The sequence below is a fragment of the Thalassospira marina genome (genome assembly GCF_002844375.1).
In the GTDB taxonomy this organism is placed as follows: domain Bacteria; phylum Pseudomonadota; class Alphaproteobacteria; order Rhodospirillales; family Thalassospiraceae; genus Thalassospira; species Thalassospira marina.
Genome location: NZ_CP024199.1, coordinates 3,553,848 through 3,572,634 on the forward strand (window position 1 = coordinate 3,553,848; position 18,787 = coordinate 3,572,634).

The window sequence follows — 18,787 nt, forward strand, 5'->3', positions numbered from 1 at the left end:
CTGTCATATCACGTCATGCAGCGGCAGAAACAGCCCGTTTAAATGACCAGACATATCACCTATAGCGGCCTCTCTGGCACACCGTCACATCTTCACACAGGCTAACCATCATTGCGGGGCGTAACACACGGCCTGCAATTTATTGCCATCCGGGTCGCGCACATAGGCGGCGTAATAATCCGGCCCGTAATGCGGGCGTTCGCCTGGTTCACCTTCGTCCATACCACCATGTTTCAGGGCCAGTTCATGAAAGGCGCGCACCTGTTCGCGCCGGTCGGCCAGAAAGGCGATATGGGTGCCGTTGCCCCATGTTGCCGGGCGGCCATCTTCGGGGCTGTAAATATAGATCGTGGGCATCTCGCCATCACGTTCATAGGCCAGCGGTTTTTCAGGCGGCTTTGGCAGGCGCTCAAACCCGATTGCCCCTAAAACCGCATCGTAAAACCTTGCTGATCGCTCCTTGTCATTGGTGCCCAGGGTAATGTGGCTTAGAACGGCCATGGAACGCCCCCTCAATTTGCAATTATTGATTATTCGGTGTGTCGCATCATCAGCATAGCAAAAACGGCATGCTTGCGTTTCACCAAAAACGTCCCTACCGGCACCCTCATGACAGCCCCCGACACAAACAAAAACACCGGCCCTGTTGCCAGAACCGGTGTTGTTCATCTTTGTTTCTGCCGTCGCAGCAGTCAGCCGGTTAGTCCTGCGGCAGTTTGCCGGGGTCTTTGGGCTGTTCTGCGGGTTTGCGTGCATCAAAGGTGGCCCAGCCTTCGGCTTCGCCGGTATGGGGCAAATCATCCTTCGGGTCGACATGGCGCAGCAGATACGCCTTGCCAATCAAATTCGCCGTGATCGGCGCGGTCAGGAACAGGAAGATCGTGATCAGCAATTCATGAATGGTGAATGTGCCGCGCTCAACCCAGAAAAACAGCATCGATGCAATCAGGATCGCACCAACGCCAACCGTGGTGGCCTTGGTCGGTGCGTGCAGGCGCATCAAAAGGTTGGGCAGCTTCACCAGCCCGAACGAGCCGATCAGGGTAAAAATACCCCCAATCACGATCAGAACGGAAATGACGAGTTCAACAACAAATTCCATCACATCCATTCCTATTCGATGATGTCGCCGCGCAGGACAAACTTGCAATAGGCCACCGTGGAAACAAACCCCACCATGGCAAACAGCAAGGCCGCCTCGAAATACATCGCCGTTGCCCGGCCAATGCCATAGAGCACCAGAAGTGCGATACCATTGATCGCCATTGTATCAACCGCAAGAACACGGTCCGCAATGGTCGGCCCGAAGGACAGACGCCACAGATTGATCAGCAACGCCAGACCCGCACAAACAAACGCAAAGTTCAGGGCATATTCAATCATTCGAAAATCTCCTTCAAACGGCGTTCGTAGCGCGATTTGATATCGTCAACCACGCCCTGCGGGTCCGGGGCATGCAGGCAATGCACCAGAAGCGAACGTGCATCACGCGACAGATCGACCGTAACGGTGCCCGGCGTCATGGTAATGGTGCCGGCAAGGGCGGTAATGGCTTCGGGCGATGTCAGGTCCAGCGGCACGGTCACACTGGCGGGTTCCAGGCTGTCCGCCTTGCGAAACAGAACCAGCCCCGCCACCACGACATTGGCCACCAGAATATCCCACAGAACAATCAGGCCATATTCGCAAATCGCCCAAATATTGCCGACCTTGGGCCGGCCCGGCCAGAAGCTTTGGCTGATCAGGGGAATGATCACTGCAAGGATGATCGCAAACACCACCGTACCAACCGAAATCTCGTTGGCCAGCATCACCCAGATCACGATCAGGGCCGCGCTAAGCAGCGGGTGGGGAAGATAACGTTTCAACATCATCACTGTCCTTTCTGCTGCTTATTGTGCAAATGGCGCAACGGTGGTGATTTCGGCAACAGGGGTATCTGGCCCCATCACCGCGCGAATATAGTCCGTCGTATCAAACAGTTCGGCACTGGTTTCATGCAGGTATCCCGTAACCGGCCCGGCAAAGACCGTCAGGGCCACCAGCATCGCCAGCATCATGCCTGCGGCAATAACCGTCTGGCGCGGAAAGGTCTGGTCCGGGGCGGTTTGAATTTCGCCTTCAATGGCTGAACTTTTCCAGAAAAGCACACTGCCAGCCCGGCCAAAACCGATGATGTTAAGAAACGACGTTCCCAAAATCGCCACCCAGATCCACACGGCATAGGGCGAGTTCTGGGCCGCACTCAGGATTTGCAGTTTCCCAAGGAACCCCGAAAGCGGCGGCAGGCTGGCCATGGCAATGGCCCCCATGAAAAACAGGGCTGCAATCAGGCCGCTATCACGAATGGCCGGGGCCGAATTAAGGCTGCCCCCAAATTGCCCGCGCCGCGAAATCACCAGATCGGCAATCAAAAACAGCGCCGCACCGGCAAAGGTCGAATGCAGCATGTAGTAAAGGCCCGCCGCCACGGAATCCGGGGTGAACAGGGAAACCGAAATCATCAATGTTCCCATTGATCCGACAACGGCAAAGGCCACCATGCGGGTTAGTTGCCGTGCGGCCAGCACGCCAACCATGCCCACAACCAGCGTCACAATCGCAGCAGGCAGCAGGTAAGGTGCCACCAGCCACGAAAGGTCACCGGCCGATCCACCAAATGCCAGCGAATAAAGCCGCAGGATGGAATAGGCACCCACCTTGGTCATAATGGCAAACAGGGCCGCAACCGGGGCCGGGGCATTGGCATAGGTGCCTGGCAGCCAGAAATGCATCGGCACCATTGCGGCCTTGATGCAGAACACTAAAAACAGGATCAGCGCACCGGCCTTAAGCAACGCAATATCGGCATCACCAACCAGCGGCACCTTCAAGGCCAGGTCCGCCATATTCAGCGTACCGGTAACCGCATAAATCAGGCCAACACCAATCAGAAACAGGCTCGAACCGGTCAGGTTGACCACGATATACTGCATCCCGGCTTTCAGGCGGTTTTCGCCCGCGCCATGCAGCATCAGGCCATAGGATGCGATCAGCAGAACTTCAAAAAACACAAACAGGTTAAAGAAGTCGCCAGTCAGAAATGCGCCATTCACACCCATCAGCTGAAACTGGAACAGGGCATGGAAATGCTTGCCACGCTTGTCCCATTCGCGTGACGAATAAAACCAGACAATAACCGCCAATATGGATGTCAGAAGCACCATCATCGCCGACAGGCGATCCAGCACCAGAACAATGCCAAAAGGCGTTGGCCAGTTGCCCAGCGAATACATTTCCGGCCCGGTATGGGCGGCATGAAACACCAGCGCAATCGACACAGCCAGCAGCGCAACCACCGTGAACGCCGAAAAAACCCGCTGCAATATCAGGTCATGGCGGACCGCCAGAACAGTCAGTGCCGCCATGACAGCCGGCAGCACGACGGGTACGATCATCCAGTTACCCATTATTTCGTTTCTCCGGAATCAGTGGGGCCGCCGGGAAGGCCATCAACATGGTCATTGCCGATCTCAAGATAGGTGCGCAAGGCCAGCACCACGATCAGGGCTGTCATGCCAAAGGAAATCACAATCGCGGTCAGAACCAGCGCCTGCGGGATCGGGTCGGTATAGCCCGGTGCCGTTTCGCTCAGGATCGGGGGCAGATCAACCTGCAACCGGCCCATGGCAAACAAAAACACGTTCACCGCATAGGACAGCAGCGACAACCCGATCACCACCGGAAAAGTCCGTCCACGCAGCAGCATGTAAACACCACATGCCGTTAGAAGACCGATACTGCTTGCTACCAGAAACTCCATAATATCAGGCCTCGTTCTGCTGCTGCGACGTCAGGGGACGCGCCACCGACGGGTCGTGATCCATCGGTTCGGTGTTGATGTCGATATGTTCGGCCATGCGTTCCACCTGCGACAGTTTGGCAAGGGCAAGCATCACGGCCCCCACCACCGTCAGGAACACGCCAAGGTCAAAGCCCATCGCACTGGCAAGTTCGATATCGCCGATAAACGGAATATGGAAATGCCCGAACGTGCTGGTCAGGAACGGATAACCCGCGACCCAGGCCCCCATGCCGGTAATAGCCGCGGCAATCACACCAAGGGCAATCAGCGCATGGTAATTGGCGCGCATACGGTTCTGGGTCCAGCCAAAGCCCGACGCCATATATTGCATGATCAGGGCAATGGACACGACCAGACCGGCAATAAAGCCACCGCCCGGTTCGTTATGCCCCCGCAGGAAGATATAAACTCCCACCATCAGCGACAGCGGCAACATTACCCTTGTGGCAATCACCATCATCAGCGGGTGGCGTTCGGCCGATTCACGGTGTTCTTTCACCCAGTTCGCCAGCCGTGCTGCGGCCTTGCCGCTGGCAACACTTTCGATCAGGGCAAAAATGGTCAGGGCGGCAATGCCCAGCACCGTGATTTCACCAAAGGTATCGTAACCACGGAAGTCGACCAGAATAACGTTCACAACGTTATGCCCGCCGCCCTTCAGCAACGAATTTTGCAGGTAATAATCGGCAATGGTTACGCCGTCGCGGGTCATAACGGCCCAAACGGCCCCGGCCATGCCAAGGCCAGCTGCCACCGCAATCAGAATATCGCGGAAACGGCGGCCAGATGTGCTTTCCTTCGGGGTTTCCTTGGGCAGAATGTTAAGGGCCAGCAACATCAGGATCACGGTCACAACTTCGACCGAAATCTGCGTCAGGGCCAGGTCCGGTGCGGACAGGTAAATAAAGCCCAGCGACACGATCAAACCGATCACACCGACAAACAGCAGAACCAGCAAACGATTATAATGCAGGATCAGCGTTGCCGCACATGTCAGCATCAAAAGCGCCCAGCCAATCACAACCGGTATGCTGACCGGCAGCAATTCGCGTGTTCCTGCCATAAAGCCATCATGGGTAAAGAAGCCGGTAAAGCCAATGGCAACAGCCGCCAGCACCATGATCGACAGATAAAGCTGCAAAGATCCGCTATGGAACAGGTCTGTCACCCCGCGTGACAGGCCAACCAGCTTCTGGATAAAGCAGTCAAACATGGCCTTGGCTTCGGGGCGCGACAGGTTTTTGGTTGCGTTCATCAGGCCACCATGGCGCCACAGCAACAACAACCCGCCAATAATCGCAATCGCACTTAACATCAGCGGCGTATTGAAACCATGCCACAGGGCCAGGTGGAATTCCGGCAATTCATCACCAATCACCGCCCGCGATGTCACATCCACCAGCGGCCCGGCAATAACACCGGGGAACAGGCCAATCAGCACGACCAGCACTGTCAACAATGCCGGCGGGCCCCACAGGCCAAAACCGGGATCATGCGGGTGATGGGGGTATTCCTTCTGTTTCGGGCCGAAAAACACATGTACGATAAACCGGAAGGAATAAGCCACCGAAAACAGCGCCCCAACCGTAACCAGAACCGGGAACACCCAATCTTGCCCCAGCCACGCGGTATGCAGGGACTGGTCCAGCATCATTTCCTTGGACAGGAAGCCGTTGAAAGGCGGAGTACCACCCATCGATGCCGCGGCAATAATGCCAATGGTCGCGGCAATCGGCATCAGGCTGGCAAGGCCGCCCAGACGGCGGATGCTGCGTGTGCCAGCTTCATGGTCGATAATGCCCGCTGTCATAAACAGGGCCGCCTTGAATGTGGCGTGGTTGATGATGTGAAACACGCCTGCGACGGCAGCTAAAGGTGTGCCAAAACCAAACAGCATGGTCACCAGGCCCAGATGGCTGACCGTCGAATAGGCCAGAAGCCCCTTCAGGTCATCCTTGAACATGGCAATCCACGCGCCCAGAACCATCGTGATCAGGCCCGATGTGGCAACAATGTAAAACCATTCATCGGTGCCCGATAATACCGGCCACAGGCGCGCCATCAAAAACAGGCCAGCCTTCACCATCGTTGCCGAATGCAGATAGGCCGAAACAGGCGTCGGGGCTGCCATGGCGTGGGGCAACCAGAAATGGAACGGGAACTGTGCTGATTTGGTCAGACAGCCCAGCAAAATCAGCACCGTTGCCAGCGCATAAAGCGGCGATGATTTGATCATATCGCCATGCTGCAAAATCACGCTGATGTCATAGGACCCGACGATATTGCCCAGAATAAGCATACCGGCAATCATGGAAAGCCCGCCAGCCCCGGTGACGGTCAGCGCCATACGCGCGCCCTGTCGCCCTTCGGGCAGGTGTTTCCAGTAACCGATCAACAGGAATGAGCTAAGCGAGGTCAGTTCCCAGAAAATCAGCAAAAGCAGGATATTGTCGGACGTCACAATGCCGACCATTGCGCCCTGGAACAACAGCAGGAACACATAGAACCGGCCCATCGGGTCATTCTTCGACAGGTAGAAACGGGCATAAATGATAATCAGAAGCCCGATCCCCAAAATCAGGGTGGCAAAAAGCAGCCCCAACCCGTCGAGGAAGAAATTCACATTCAGCCCCAGCGCGGGCAGCCATTCATAATGAACCCGGATAACTTCGCCAGCCATGACAGCCGGTGCCTTCGAGGCCAAAAGAATCAGCGCAAGCAGCGTGACAGAACCCGTCGCGGTTGCGCAGGCATTGCGTCCGGCCCTGATCATGATCGCTGGCAGCAAAGCGCCCAGAAAGGGAAGCAAAACAATGAGGGTAAGACTCATGAAAGACCCTTGTTTTTTGGAAGATGACGCAACGCCCCCGCGCGCGCAGCAAGAAAATTCTGGCAGAACCTAATATTTGTCCCGAATGTGGTCAAGAAAACCCCACCCGGGCATTTTTATTGCTTAGGGTGCCGACCCTGATGGGTCAAGTGAACCTGATCACCCAAGAAAAAGCGCTGTTTTTATCGCGCTGGCAACGATTTTTTCTAATTTTCCTATTCAAAAGAAGGACTAACGCCTTCCCTGGGCCAGTTTTCGGGCTTCGGGCATGGCCCGCAAACGCGCCATTGCAATAACCCCCATCACAGGGCCAACTGCCAACATCGCAAAAGATGCCCACCAGCCCGCCATATCGGCCACCAAAGGCACCAGATGGATCGATATCAGGGCAATGAAAAAACCCACCGCATTTTGCAATGTCAGGGCGGTTCCAACATGCTCGGGTTCGGCCAGTTCAATCACGCAGGATGAAAACTGCGCGGAATCCGCGACAACCGATATCCCCCAGATCAAACATACCCCCACCAGCACCGGAAGCGGCGCACCGGCAAGCGCGCCTGTAATCAGCGCGCAAAACCCGCTAATGCCCATGGCCGAAATGGTAATGGTCGTCCGCCCCCAGCGGTCGGCAAAAATACCGCCCAAAAGGCTGCCCAGCGCGCCAATCCCCACAATGGCAAAGGTCGTTAATGCCGCCCAGACCGATGCGTTTTCAAGGCCCCGTTCCTGATAGGTGCGAAACAGAAACAGCCCCGTCCAGCCCCACATGGCATACAGTTCCCACATATGCCCGAAATAGCCATAACCGGCATAACGCAACGGTTTATCGGCAATAATATGCCCCACCACACGCGGGTCAAACCGCGGGGACCGCCCCGGTGTACCGCCCAGTTTAACCAGCAAAACACCCAATGCCGCCAGCCAGGCCGAACAGCTTGCCGAGACCATCACCAATCGCCAGTCAAGCGGCAGTGCCACGGAAAACAGGTGCGGCAGGGCCGAACCCAGCGTTAACGCCCCCACCAGCAAACCAACCAGAAAGCCGGTATCACCCCTGGCCCAGGTTGCCACCATTTTCATGCCAATCGGGTAAATGCCCGCCATGCACATGCCCGTTAACAGGCGCAGGAAAATAACAACAACCCCGTCAACCGGCACCACCAGGATCAGGATATTGGCGCACCCCGCCACCAGCGAACACAGGGCAAAAAAACGCCTGGGGTCCAACCGGTCGGCCAGGCCCAGAAAGGCACTGGTAAGCGTGCCTAAAATGAACCCCATCACCACCGAACTGGTAAATAACGAGGATTGCAAAGCCCCCAGATGAAACTCGCTGCGCAATTGCGGCAACACCGCCGTTGCCGAAAACCACAATGACAATGCCAGCAACTGGCAGACCGTTATCAGGCTGACTTCCAAAAACTTGGTTCCGCGCACCCGCCTACCCCATTTAACCCCAAATCCAGCCCGAATATTTCAGATCACACATATCCTGCAACATCATATCCGGGCCGGTTAATCACAAATCAGCCAGTAAAGCCTCCCCGCCGCAAACGGCCCTGTCAGGCCGGATGCACCCGTGCGATCATGTCGATAATCGGTTCCAGATCGGCCCATAAATCATCCGGGTCTTCCATACCGATCGACAGGCGCAATACAAGGCCGCCCGGGGCATTGCCAGTGAACTGGCGCATGGCACCAATTGCCATTGGCACCATCAGGCTGTGCGTGCCACCCCAGGATGCGCCGATGGAAAATGTTTTGGCATTATCAATATGCCCATCAAGCTCGGATGCCATATCAGCCGGAACCACGATGCTGAAAAGGGCAGATGCCCCGGCAAAATCGCGTTTCCACATGTCATGTTGCGGATGGCTGGGCAAGGCAGGATGCAGCACCATTTTCGCATCCATCCTGTTTGCCATCCGGGTGGCAAAATCCAGGGCAACGTCGCTACCATGTTTCAGGCGCACCGCCATGGTCTCCATACCGCGCAATACCAGCGAACAATCATCGGGCGAAACACCAATGCCCAGCATGCTCAAGGTGGATTTCAACCGGTCATACAGCCCATCGTCATTGACCGAAACCGACCCCATCAGCAAATCCGAATGGCCGCCAAAATATTTGGTCAATGCCTCCACCACGATATCGGCACCATAATTTAACGGTTTGAAATGAAGCGGGCTTGCCCAGGTATTATCAATACCAACGGGAATGCCCCGTTCGCGCGCGGCCCGCACAATGGCGCGCAAATCCTGCACTTCCATGGTGGCGGAACCGGGGCTTTCAACCCAGACCAGCTTTACGCTGTCATCAAGTTCGGCGGCAATATCGGCACCAATTAACGGGTCATATACCCTGTGATGAATACCGCGTTCGGCCAAATACCCGTTGCACAGCGTGCTAACCGGCGGATAGGCGCAATCAGGCACCAAAACCGTATCGCCCGGTTTTAAAAGCGCCAGAAACACCAGCGAAATTGACGCCTGCCCGGAAGGTTGCAGCATGGTGTATTTCGCCCCTTCGAGGGCGGAAATCGATGCCTCAAGGGTGCGTGTCGTTGGCGTGCCATGCAAACCATAAACATATCCCGATGGTCCGCGCTCCATTCGTTTGGCAAAGGCCTGCGCATTGGGAAAGGCAATGGTCGATGCCCGGTAAGTCGGCGTTGCCAGGCTGGCAAAACCTTCGTGGGAAACTTCGGGCGGGCAAACGCAAACGGTTTTGTCTTTCATGTGGGGCGCTCCGTGGTGGCGGGATTTTGGAATTCGTCAGGATCAATCAGGACCCATCAGGGTAATTCAGGGTAATTAAGGCTTACTCAGGTTTTTCTGGCGGGTGGCGGCAAATCTGGTGGCGGTGCGCCTGGCCCGTTTTGGGGGTGTGACGTTAAATGCGGGCGGCAACACAGTGCATTCATAGCAAATCGCATTTACCCCGGCCATGCAAGGACCTTGGCTGCGCACATTTGTTCCCTGCGTGCTCCCCGCCTGTGCCAGGCCAAAAAAATGGCTGTGCGGTACCAGGACCACACAGCCAGTTTATTCCCGAGCGGGAATGAAAGCCCGGCATGGCACGGCCAAACCGGACTTGTTCAAAAATAGAAATCAGATTTCAATTATAGTCGCGCTGGTCATCGATCACCTTGCCATCATTGGGCAGGCTGCCCGGTGTGGCCGGTTCAACAATGCCGCGCAATTTGCACACATCATGAATGGTGGCTGCCACCGCATCGGCATCAAACCTGGCGGCATCGGTTTCGCAGGCCAGCGTCATGACATCATTGTCATTGACCCGCGACACAACCAGCCGCGCCTTGGCAATTTCGGGGTGGCGGCGCACAACTTCGGCCACCTGCTGCGGGTGCACGAACATGCCTTTGACCTTGGTGGTCTGATCCGCACGGCCCATCCAGCCCTTAATACGCTGATTGGTCCGCCCGCACGGGCTTTGGCCCGGCAAAATGGCCGAAAGGTCGCCGGTGGCAAAGCGCACCAGTGGATAATCCATATTAAGGGCGGTCACCAAAACCTCGCCCACCTCGCCATCGGCAACCGGCGTGCCAGTACCCGGGCGGACGATTTCAACAATGATATCCTCAGCCACGATCATGCCTTCGCGGGCATCGCTTTCATAGGCAATCAGGCCCAGATCGGCACTGGCATAACATTGCAGCATGGTCACACCCCGTTCGGCAAACCAGCCGCGCAGAGATTCCGGCAATGCTTCGCCCGAAACCAGCGCCCGGCTGATGGACGAAACGTCCGCGCCCATTTCATCGGCCTTTTCGATCAGGATTTTCAAAAAAGATGGCGTGCCAACATAGCCCGTCGGGCGGATATCGGTAATCGCCTTGACCTGGATTTCGGTTTGCCCCACCCCGGCCGGAATAACCGCACAGCCACAGGCCCGCGCACCGCTGTCAAAAATAAAACCGCCCGGCGTTAAATGATAGGACATGCAGTTATGCACCACATCGCCGGGACGAAAACCCGCCGCGAAATAGGCCCGGCCCATGCGCCACCAGTCATCCCCTTTGCCTTCCGGGTCGTAAATTGGCCCGGGGCTTTGAAAGATACGGCCCAGCGCGCCAATCGGCGTGGCATTTAACCCGGCAAAGGGCGGCTTTGCCGCCTGCATTGCGATCAGGTCGGATTTGCGGGTTACCGGCAGCTTTGCCAGTTCCTCACGGTTGGTCACCGCGCCGCTGGCGACATCCTTCAATATCGTGCCAAAACCGGCACTTTTTTCGCGGGCATGGGCAATCAGGCCCGGCAGCGATGCCATAAGGCGGCCTTCGCGGGCATCGGGGGCCTGTGTTTCCTTGTCGTCAAAATAGGTCTGCAATGTCATGGCCTGTTCCGTCTGCGTTTGGTCTGCCAGTTCGCGGGTCGGGTTTTGCGGGGCGCATCATGCCAATGCCTGAAATGAACGAAAATCTAGCGAGCATTTCCTGTCTGCTTTGACTGCGCCCTGTCCTTAAAGCCAGCGTTTGCGCCGTTTATAGGATTTGATGTTCTTGAAGCTTTTGCGTTCTTCCGAACCACCGCCAAGGTAAAATTCCTTGACGTCTTCATTGTTCAAAAGCTCGTCGCGGGTGCCATCAAGCACCACCTTGCCGCTTTCCATGATATATCCGTAATCGGCAACCTTAAGGGCGCAATTGGCATTCTGTTCAACGATCAGCATCGTAATCCCCTGATCACGATTGATCTTTTCAATGATGCCAAACACTTCCTTGACCAGCAAGGGTGACAGCCCCATCGACGGTTCATCGAGCAAAATCATTTTCGGGCGTGCCATCAGGGCGCGGCCAATCGCCAGCATCTGCTGTTCCCCGCCCGAAAGATAACCGGCAAGGCCAGTGCGTTCACGCAAGCGCGGGAAATATTCATAAACCATATCAATGTCATCTTTGACGCCATTATCCTTGCGGGTATAGGCGCCCAGGCGCAGATTTTCGAGGCAGGTCATATCCTCGATAATGCGGCGGCCTTCCATCACCTGGAAAATGCCCGAACGGACAATATCTTCGGGATAACGGTTGGAAATGGGCTGTCCGGCAAAGGTAATTTCGCCGCGGGTGACTTCGCCGTCTTCGGTTTTGAGCAACCCCGAAATCGCCTTGAGCGTGGTAGACTTCCCTGCCCCGTTCGGGCCAAGCAATGTCACGATGCTGCCCTGGGGCACATCAAGCGATACGCCGCGCAAAACAAGGATCACATCGTCATAAACGACTTCGATGTTATTTACCGACAAAAGCGGCGGCGCGGTTTCAATTTTGCGGGCAGCTTCGGACATGGATCACCTTCGCAACAGCAGCAGAAAAACGACATAACAAATCAATAAATCAAACAATTAGCCCGGCGGAGGCTTACTCCCCGCCACCATGGTGCCGGAACCGTTTGGGGAAAACAGCAGGTTCCGACACCAGGCGGGAGACATCCTTTCAACGCGAAAGGAAGCTGATCTTAGTAGCCAAGCCAGTCATCACGGCGCGGCAGGGTGACGGTTTCAAGTTTGGTCACCTTGATGTCGCCGCCATGGGCTTCACCGCTATAGATATTGACGGTGTTGATGCCGCGATGGTCTTCGGCCGTCCAGGTGGCGGGCATGCAAACGCCTTCCAGGCCTTTCGGCACCCAATCGGTGCGGGCATACATGCCCTTCTTGATGTTGGCACCGGTGATGCCACCATTTTCCTTGGCCCATTCCATGGCTTCTTTCATGTAATAGACTGAGCAAATGCCGCGAATGTAATGATGGGTGCGGAATTCCTTGCCCGATTTGTCAGATTCCATCGAAATCTTGCGCACCAGGTCCATGCCTGGAACGCCTTCATCGGTCCAGAAGCTGGTCATGACCGGGAAAACGTAATTATCGACATCGCCAATGGTTTTCAGGGTTTCGTAGTCGCCCGCCCAAATGTTGGCAAGCCAGGTCGGATCAACCCCAACCGTGCCACAGGATTTCACCAGCGACACCACCGACGGCCCAAGGTTGCCAAGGTAACCATAATCGGTACCGGCTTCTTTCAGGGTCAGGCACTGTGCCTTGAAATCACCCGGCTTCATGGAAACCACAACCGGGCTGGTTACTTCAAAACCCAGTTCATTGGCATATTCCGCACAGGCTTCTTTCGGGGCGTTCGGATAGGGGTGGTTATCGCCGATATGGCTGAAAACGGGTTTGCCTTCGCCGCCCTTGTCTTTCCAGTCCTTGGCGGCCCACTGCACCATTGCCCGGCAGGCATCGGAATAGGATGCGCCATAAAAGAAATTATAGGGTGCTGGTTTTGCCGTTTTCGGGTTTTTGCCGGTCGGGTCGGTCAAATGGCCGGAATAGGATGCCGAAAACACTGGCACTTCATCCTTGGCAACAAACGAAATCAGCGCTTCGGTGTCACCCGTTCCCCAGCCCTGCATCGCGATCATGTTGTTGCGCGAACGCCATTTCTTATAGTTCGCAATGGCCTGCGGCACCTTATAGGCGTAATCGACCGATTCAAATTCAAGTGGGGTGCCGGAAATGCCGCCATTTTCATTGATATAGGAAAGCGCATCACGCACACCATCGGCATAGAATTTGCCGATAAAGCCGGTGGCCCCGGTAATATCCATCAAATGGCCGACAAACACGCTGTCTTCGGCCTTGGCCGCGCCAACCGAAAGACCGGTTGCGATCATCGCGGTTGCAGCAATCAGTTTCTTCATCTCGACGTCTCCCTTGGACGTTTCATTGAACAAAAAAGCCTCCCGGTCTCCCCCATGTTTTTATTGTCCAGGCGGGTGTCATCACCCGCCCGGTGGGGGTTTTGGTCAGTACGAGAAGGGATAAAGCTTCCAGTACGCCCTGATCTGTTGCCAGCGGTGTGCTAACCCGTCGGGTTCAAAGATCAGGAACAGGATAATGGCCAGACCGATCGCCATCTCCTTGATATAGGCCAGGCCATCGGTAACAGCGGTGCTGTTGGCCCAGTCAAAAACGCTTAAGGCACTTACGCCGGTTTCCATAACCTCGGGCAGCAGCACCATAAATACGGTGCCCATCAGCGCCCCTTTAACCGACCCAAGGCCGCCAATAATGATCATGCCCAGAAACTGGATGGACAGCAGAATGGTAAAACCCTCGGCCGAGACATAACCCAGATAATGCCCGTAAATAGCCCCGCCGACACCGGCATAGAAGGACGACACCCCAAAGCTGAGCAGACGGTATTTCGTCAGGTTGATGCCCATGATTTCGGCAGAAAGGTAATGGTCGCGAACCGCAACAAAGGCACGCCCGTCGCGCGACCGGATCAGGTTGCTGCCCAGCACATACATGATCACCAGGAAAAACAGGCAAACATAAAAGAAGCTGAAATCATCGGTAACTTCATAGCCAAACACATTGACCGGGTTTGCCGCCGCCCCATAGGAACCACCGGTAAACCAGTCGGCCCGGGCAAAGAAATCCTCAAGGATGAACTGGGCAGCCAGGGTGGCAATTGCCAGATAAAGCCCCTTGATGCGTGCAGCTGGCAGGCCAAACAAAAGGCCAACTGCCGCCGTTACCAGCCCCGCCAGCGGAATGGAAAGCAAAACGGGAATGCCGGTATGGTTGTTAATCCAGGCTGATGCAAAGGCACCAAAACCGAAAAACGCCGCATGTCCCAGCGATATCTGCCCGGTAAAGCCAACCAGAATATTCAGCCCCAGCGCCGCAATGGCAAAATAGGAAATCTGGATGAACAGGTTTACATAATACCCATCAAGCACAAACGGGATCAGCCCCACCGCAACAATGCCAAGAATGGCGGCATTGCGGACAAAGGTGGTGTCAAATATCCGCGTGTCCTGCCGATAGGTGGTTCTGAAATCGCCACAGGGACGCATTGAAAAGCCGGCCATAATGGATCGTCCCCCTGATCAGATACGTTCGATGTCTTTGGTGCCAAACAGGCCATAAGGCTTGATGCACAGAATAATGATCAGCACGTAAAACGGTGCGATGGAAAACAGGTTGCCCCAATGCAGATACTGGCCATCAACAAACTCGGCCCCGTTTTCAAGAAGGCCGATAATCACGCCCCCGGCAATCGCCCCGATAATGGAATCAAGCCCGCCCAGAATAACCGCCGGAAACACCTTGATCCCGATCACCGACAGGCCCGATGACACACCATTGACCATGCCGATCACGATGCCTGCCACCCCGGAAACCAGTGCTGAAATCGCCCAGGACATGGCAAACACGGTCTTGACCGAAATGCCCAGGCTTTGTGCCACCTGCTGGTCAAAGGCCGTGGCCCGCATGGCCAGGCCCAGCTTGGAATATTTGAAGAACCAGTAAAACGCCGCCATGATCACCAGCGATATGGCGAAACTCATGATATAGGCAGTTTCGATCTGCATTCCGAACAGGCTGACAGTGCGGGTATCAAACACCTGCGGATAGGTCGCCGTGGTGGCACCGAAAATCCATTTGGTGGCCGCCTGAAAGAAAATCGACAGGCCAATCGTCACCATGATCACGGAAATGATCGGTTCGCCAATCATGGGGCGCAAAATCACCATTTGCAGGATCACGCCAAACGCCATCATGAACAGCAGGGTAAAAACAAAACCCAGCCAGAACGGCATTTGAAATTCGACCAGAAACGCATAACAGACCCACGCCCCGATCAGCAGGAATTCGCCCTGCGCGAAATTGACCACCTGGGTTGATTTGTAAATCAGCACGAAACACATGGCGACCACGCCATAAAGTGTTCCGACAATCAGCCCGTTCAGCAAAAGCTGAAACAACAGTTCAAAATTCATGGTGCCATCCCTGTCATGGCGAGGATGCTGCCATCCCCGGTTCTGTTTTTTGCCGCGTCTTTATTCGGCGGCTTTCGGGGCTTTGTGTGCCCCGTTCGGACCTTCCAGATCGACCACACGCACACTGGTCTGAATCCGGGTTTTTGATCCGTCCTGGAACGTAATCATGGTGTCGATATCGACCTTATCGGTGCCCGAATAAACCGCATCGATAATGTCGGCATATTTTTCGGCAACCACGCCACGGCGCACCTTGCGGGTACGGGTCAGTTCGCCGTCATCGGCATCCAGTTCCTTGTAAAGCAACAGGAACCGGCGAATGCGCTGTGCTTCGGGCAGGGTTTCGTTTACCTGGCGCACTTCCTCGGCGATCATGTCATAGACCTGCGGCTGGGAAGACAGGTTGGTATAGTTGGTAAAGGCAATACCGCGCTGTTCCGCCCATTTCGCCATAATCGAAAACCGGATGCAGATCATGGCCGACAAAAACGGCAGGCCCTTGCCCAAAATCACGGCTTCGGCGATGAAGGGCGAAAATTTCAGTTTATTTTCAATAAACTGCGGCGAATAACGTACCCGCGTGGATGTTTCGGCCAGGTCTTTCAAACGGTCAATCACCACCAGGTGATTATTGCCTTCCTTGAAATAACCGGCATCCCCGGTATGCATCCAGCCATCAACCACATCCTCGTCATAGGCGGACTGGTTTTTATAGTAGCTGGTAAACATGCCCGATGTGCGTGCGACAATTTCGCCCACCCCGTTTTCATCGGTATTGATGACCTGGATTTCCGAATTATCAAACGCGAGACCCACGGTATCGAAATCAATATCGCCGGGCTGATGGATGGTATAGGCACCACAAAGTTCGGTCTGACCATAAAGCTGGCGCAGCGGAACCCCCATGGCATGGAAAAACTTGAAAGTTTCCGGCCCCATTGCCGCACCGCCCGTGGCGGCAGATCGCAAATTGCTAAATCCCAACCGGTCTTTAAGGGCATTCATCAGCAAAATATCAGCCGCCTTTGAATGGCCGCCATTATCAAGCGCTCCACGGGCCAGCTTCATGCCCCAGTCATACATTTTCTGCTTGAAGGGTGTTGAATCCATCATGCGCGCCCGGACATCGGCGGCAATGGCTTCCCACACACGCGGGGCCAGCAGCACGAAATTCGGTCCAATTTCGCGCAGGTCCGCCATCATGGTTTCCTGCTCTTCAACGAAATTCACGATCTGGCGGCTGACCAGCGACTGCCCGACAACATAAACCTGCTCCATGATCCAGGGCAGTGGCAGCACCGATACATAATTATCGCCCGGCAATTTCGGGTCGGCCCGCAAATAGGCAGCGCAATGATCCAGGAAATCCCCGGCATTCAGCATCGCCATTTTCGGCTTCGACGTGGTGCCCGATGTGGTGCACAAAATTGCGCATTCATCACCGCGGGTTTCCCCGACCATACGGGTATAGGCCATGGCATCGGCGGCCTCGACCTTCCGGCCCATATCATACAGGTCTTCAACAGCAAGCAGGCGCGGATCATCATATTTGCGCATCCCGCGCGGGTCGCAATAAATGATCTTTTCAACGGTGGGGATCTGGTCTGAAAGCTCCAGCAGCTTGTCGCACTGTTCCTCGTCTTCGGCGATAATCACTTTGGCTTCGCCATAGGTGATCAGGAAGGCGACTTCGTCATGCAGGCTGTCCTGATACAGGCCAAGCGACCGTGCCCGCAAGGCATGGGCCGAAATTTCCGCCCACACCCATTCGGGCCGGTTTTCACCGATGATGCCCACAACATCGCCAGCGCCAATGCCCAGTTCCCGCAGGCCAAGGCTCATCCATTTCACGCGGTCGTTATAATCCTGCCAGCTGAATTCCTGCCAGACGCCAAATTCCTTTTCGCGCATGGCAACATCGTCGGGCCAGTTTTTGGCGTTATAGGCCAGCACCTTGGGGAAGGTATCAAGCATGGCAACGTCGGCATAATCAGGCACAGTATATTTCTTCATTGTCAGGCGACCTTCCCGGATACGCTGTCGTCTTCGTCATCTTCTTCGCCGAGATAGGCTTTCTTGACGTGATCGTTTGCCATCACCTCTTCGGGCAGGCCTGCCGCAATCTTGCGGCCAAAATCCAGCACCATGACCCGCGATGAAATATCCATCACAACACCCATGTCATGCTCGATCATGACAACGCTCATGCCCCATTCTTCATTCAGATCAATGATGAAGCGGGCCATGTCTTCCTTTTCTTCAAGGTTCATGCCCGCCATCGGTTCATCCAGAAGGATCAGGTCCGGGCGCAGCGCAACCGCACGCGCCAGTTCCACCCGCTTGCGCAACCCGTAGGAAAGCGTGCCAGCCGTTGCCTTGCGAATATGCGAAATTTCAAGAAAATCGATCACGTCTTCGCAGAATTTGCGATGTTCCAGCTCTTCTTTCTGCGCACCGGAAAACCAGTAAAGCGGGCCGGTCAGGAAATTGTTTTTCAAAAGGTGGTGGCGCCCGACCATGATGTTATCAAGCACCGACATATGACCAAAAAGTGCCAGGTTCTGGAACGTTCTGCCCACGCCCAGTTCGGCGCGCGCATTGGGTTTCAGGCCCGTTACGTCCTGGCCCTTGAAATGCACCGATCCACTGGTGGGGTGATAACGCCCGGAAATGCAGTTCAGCATCGATGTTTTACCCGCCCCGTTGGGGCCGATAATCGAAAACAGCTCGCCTTTCTGCACCGAAAAACTGACGTCACTCAACGCCCGTACACCGCCAAAAACCAGCGATACGTCGTTGATGCTCAAAATTGGGTCCGGTGACGTCATCGTCTTGGTATCCTCCCTGACCTGGGCCGCGTTCACCCGCAATCTGCCCGCCTGGGCAATCTGCAATGAACCGTCCAAATTTCAGCGTTTCCCTGATTTGCGTTTGTTCTTTTTTACCCTGCCGGTCGATACCGAAAAGGTTGCAACGCAATTAATACGTATTTGAGTACCAAATTCACACTATAGCGTCAACGCGTTGCTGACGCTGCTTTTGCCAACAATCGCGCTTATCGCATCGCACAACCATTCCGATTAGGGTAAATGCGCCACACGGAACCAACATTCCGTAACGTTAATATTTGATGGGGGATGTATTCCAAAAATCGCGATTATCGCGTTGCGGCATTGAAAAAAACGTTTTTCAACTTAACATTTCGTCGTTTGCAGGCCCGTTTTTGAAATTTCATTTCGCAAAATCCCTGCCGATTCGCAATTGCATAACACCTCAAAACTGTTTCGCACTGCACTGAAACGACAC

16 protein-coding genes are annotated in these 18,787 nt (G+C 55.1%); all 16 read right to left on the minus strand.

Annotated elements, in window-relative coordinates:
- Window positions 1–108 precede the first annotated feature (108 nt).
- The 16 genes from CSC3H3_RS16230 to CSC3H3_RS16305 all read right to left on the minus strand — a co-directional run bounded on the left by CSC3H3_RS16230 (window position 109) and on the right by CSC3H3_RS16305 (window position 18,309).
- Entirely contained in the window at window positions 109–501 is a 393-nt protein-coding gene (locus tag CSC3H3_RS16230) for a VOC family protein (protein WP_101285513.1), read from the minus strand.
- A gap of 199 nt (window positions 502–700) precedes the next feature.
- Window positions 701–1,102 (minus strand): Na+/H+ antiporter subunit G, encoded by a 402-nt coding sequence (locus CSC3H3_RS16235; RefSeq protein ID WP_101286275.1) that lies wholly within the window; start codon window positions 1,100–1,102, stop codon window positions 701–703.
- Window positions 1,103–1,113: 11 nt separating this feature from the next.
- On the minus strand, window positions 1,114–1,383 hold the full coding sequence (locus tag CSC3H3_RS16240) for a K+/H+ antiporter subunit F (RefSeq protein ID WP_101266319.1): 270 nt from the start codon (window positions 1,381–1,383) through the stop codon (window positions 1,114–1,116).
- Window positions 1,380–1,874, minus strand: coding sequence for a Na+/H+ antiporter subunit E (locus CSC3H3_RS16245; protein ID WP_245881149.1), 495 nt, complete (start codon window positions 1,872–1,874; stop codon window positions 1,380–1,382). The genes CSC3H3_RS16240 and CSC3H3_RS16245 overlap by 4 nt, the downstream gene beginning before the upstream one ends.
- A gap of 18 nt (window positions 1,875–1,892) precedes the next feature.
- Window positions 1,893–3,449, minus strand: a complete 1,557-nt coding sequence (locus CSC3H3_RS16250) for a monovalent cation/H+ antiporter subunit D (protein ID WP_101285514.1) — start codon at window positions 3,447–3,449, stop codon at window positions 1,893–1,895.
- Window positions 3,449–3,802 (minus strand): Na+/H+ antiporter subunit C, encoded by a 354-nt coding sequence (locus CSC3H3_RS16255; RefSeq protein ID WP_101266325.1) that lies wholly within the window; start codon window positions 3,800–3,802, stop codon window positions 3,449–3,451. Before CSC3H3_RS16255 ends, CSC3H3_RS16250 begins: the two co-directional genes overlap by 1 nt.
- A gap of 4 nt (window positions 3,803–3,806) precedes the next feature.
- The gene (locus tag CSC3H3_RS16260) at window positions 3,807–6,674 is read right to left on the minus strand and encodes a monovalent cation/H+ antiporter subunit A (protein WP_101285515.1); all 2,868 of its coding nucleotides are present in this window, start codon (window positions 6,672–6,674) and stop codon (window positions 3,807–3,809) included.
- A 231-nt stretch (window positions 6,675–6,905) separates the two neighbouring features.
- Window positions 6,906–8,111, minus strand: coding sequence for an MFS transporter (locus CSC3H3_RS16265; protein ID WP_101285516.1), 1,206 nt, complete (start codon window positions 8,109–8,111; stop codon window positions 6,906–6,908).
- A 125-nt stretch (window positions 8,112–8,236) separates the two neighbouring features.
- A complete protein-coding gene (locus tag CSC3H3_RS16270; RefSeq protein WP_101285517.1) occupies window positions 8,237–9,412 on the minus strand; it encodes a trans-sulfuration enzyme family protein in 1,176 nt (391 codons plus the stop codon).
- A 379-nt stretch (window positions 9,413–9,791) separates the two neighbouring features.
- On the minus strand, window positions 9,792–11,030 hold the full coding sequence (locus CSC3H3_RS16275; RefSeq protein WP_101285518.1) for a phenylacetate--CoA ligase family protein: 1,239 nt from the start codon (window positions 11,028–11,030) through the stop codon (window positions 9,792–9,794).
- 126 nt (window positions 11,031–11,156) lie between these two features.
- Entirely contained in the window at window positions 11,157–11,978 is an 822-nt protein-coding gene (locus CSC3H3_RS16280) for an ABC transporter ATP-binding protein (RefSeq protein ID WP_101285519.1), read from the minus strand.
- Between the two features lie 170 nt (window positions 11,979–12,148).
- Window positions 12,149–13,390, minus strand: coding sequence for an ABC transporter substrate-binding protein (locus CSC3H3_RS16285; protein WP_101266337.1), 1,242 nt, complete (start codon window positions 13,388–13,390; stop codon window positions 12,149–12,151).
- 105 nt (window positions 13,391–13,495) lie between these two features.
- Window positions 13,496–14,569, minus strand: coding sequence for a branched-chain amino acid ABC transporter permease (locus CSC3H3_RS16290; protein WP_101266339.1), 1,074 nt, complete (start codon window positions 14,567–14,569; stop codon window positions 13,496–13,498).
- A gap of 18 nt (window positions 14,570–14,587) precedes the next feature.
- Complete coding sequence (locus tag CSC3H3_RS16295) at window positions 14,588–15,481, minus strand: branched-chain amino acid ABC transporter permease (protein WP_101266341.1); 894 nt, start codon at window positions 15,479–15,481, stop codon at window positions 14,588–14,590.
- A 60-nt stretch (window positions 15,482–15,541) separates the two neighbouring features.
- On the minus strand, window positions 15,542–17,494 hold the full coding sequence (locus tag CSC3H3_RS16300) for a long-chain fatty acid--CoA ligase (protein ID WP_101285520.1): 1,953 nt from the start codon (window positions 17,492–17,494) through the stop codon (window positions 15,542–15,544).
- Between the two features lie 2 nt (window positions 17,495–17,496).
- Complete coding sequence (locus CSC3H3_RS16305; protein WP_101266344.1) at window positions 17,497–18,309, minus strand: ABC transporter ATP-binding protein; 813 nt, start codon at window positions 18,307–18,309, stop codon at window positions 17,497–17,499.
- Between the last annotated feature and the right edge of the window lie 478 nt (window positions 18,310–18,787).

What these genes read in the sequence shown, in the direction of transcription:
- CSC3H3_RS16250 (WP_101285514.1), bottom strand. Translation starts at nt 3,449, where the DNA reads ATGGGTAACTGGATGATCGTACCCGTCGTGCTGCCGGCTGTCATGGCG.
- CSC3H3_RS16240 (WP_101266319.1), bottom strand. Translation starts at nt 1,383, where the DNA reads ATGATTGAATATGCCCTGAACTTTGCGTTTGTTTGTGCGGGTCTGGCG.
- CSC3H3_RS16290 (WP_101266339.1), bottom strand. Translation starts at nt 14,569, where the DNA reads ATGGCCGGCTTTTCAATGCGTCCCTGTGGCGATTTCAGAACCACCTAT.
- CSC3H3_RS16300 (WP_101285520.1), bottom strand. Translation starts at nt 17,494, where the DNA reads ATGAAGAAATATACTGTGCCTGATTATGCCGACGTTGCCATGCTTGAT.
- CSC3H3_RS16235 (WP_101286275.1), bottom strand. Translation starts at nt 1,102, where the DNA reads ATGGAATTTGTTGTTGAACTCGTCATTTCCGTTCTGATCGTGATTGGG.
- CSC3H3_RS16245 (WP_245881149.1), bottom strand. Translation starts at nt 1,874, where the DNA reads ATGATGTTGAAACGTTATCTTCCCCACCCGCTGCTTAGCGCGGCCCTG.
- CSC3H3_RS16255 (WP_101266325.1), bottom strand. Translation starts at nt 3,802, where the DNA reads ATGGAGTTTCTGGTAGCAAGCAGTATCGGTCTTCTAACGGCATGTGGT.
- CSC3H3_RS16275 (WP_101285518.1), bottom strand. Translation starts at nt 11,030, where the DNA reads ATGACATTGCAGACCTATTTTGACGACAAGGAAACACAGGCCCCCGAT.
- CSC3H3_RS16270 (WP_101285517.1), bottom strand. Translation starts at nt 9,412, where the DNA reads ATGAAAGACAAAACCGTTTGCGTTTGCCCGCCCGAAGTTTCCCACGAA.
- CSC3H3_RS16230 (WP_101285513.1), bottom strand. Translation starts at nt 501, where the DNA reads ATGGCCGTTCTAAGCCACATTACCCTGGGCACCAATGACAAGGAGCGA.
- CSC3H3_RS16285 (WP_101266337.1), bottom strand. Translation starts at nt 13,390, where the DNA reads ATGAAGAAACTGATTGCTGCAACCGCGATGATCGCAACCGGTCTTTCG.
- CSC3H3_RS16295 (WP_101266341.1), bottom strand. Translation starts at nt 15,481, where the DNA reads ATGAATTTTGAACTGTTGTTTCAGCTTTTGCTGAACGGGCTGATTGTC.
- CSC3H3_RS16280 (WP_101285519.1), bottom strand. Translation starts at nt 11,978, where the DNA reads ATGTCCGAAGCTGCCCGCAAAATTGAAACCGCGCCGCCGCTTTTGTCG.
- CSC3H3_RS16260 (WP_101285515.1), bottom strand. Translation starts at nt 6,674, where the DNA reads ATGAGTCTTACCCTCATTGTTTTGCTTCCCTTTCTGGGCGCTTTGCTG.
- CSC3H3_RS16305 (WP_101266344.1), bottom strand. Translation starts at nt 18,309, where the DNA reads ATGACGTCACCGGACCCAATTTTGAGCATCAACGACGTATCGCTGGTT.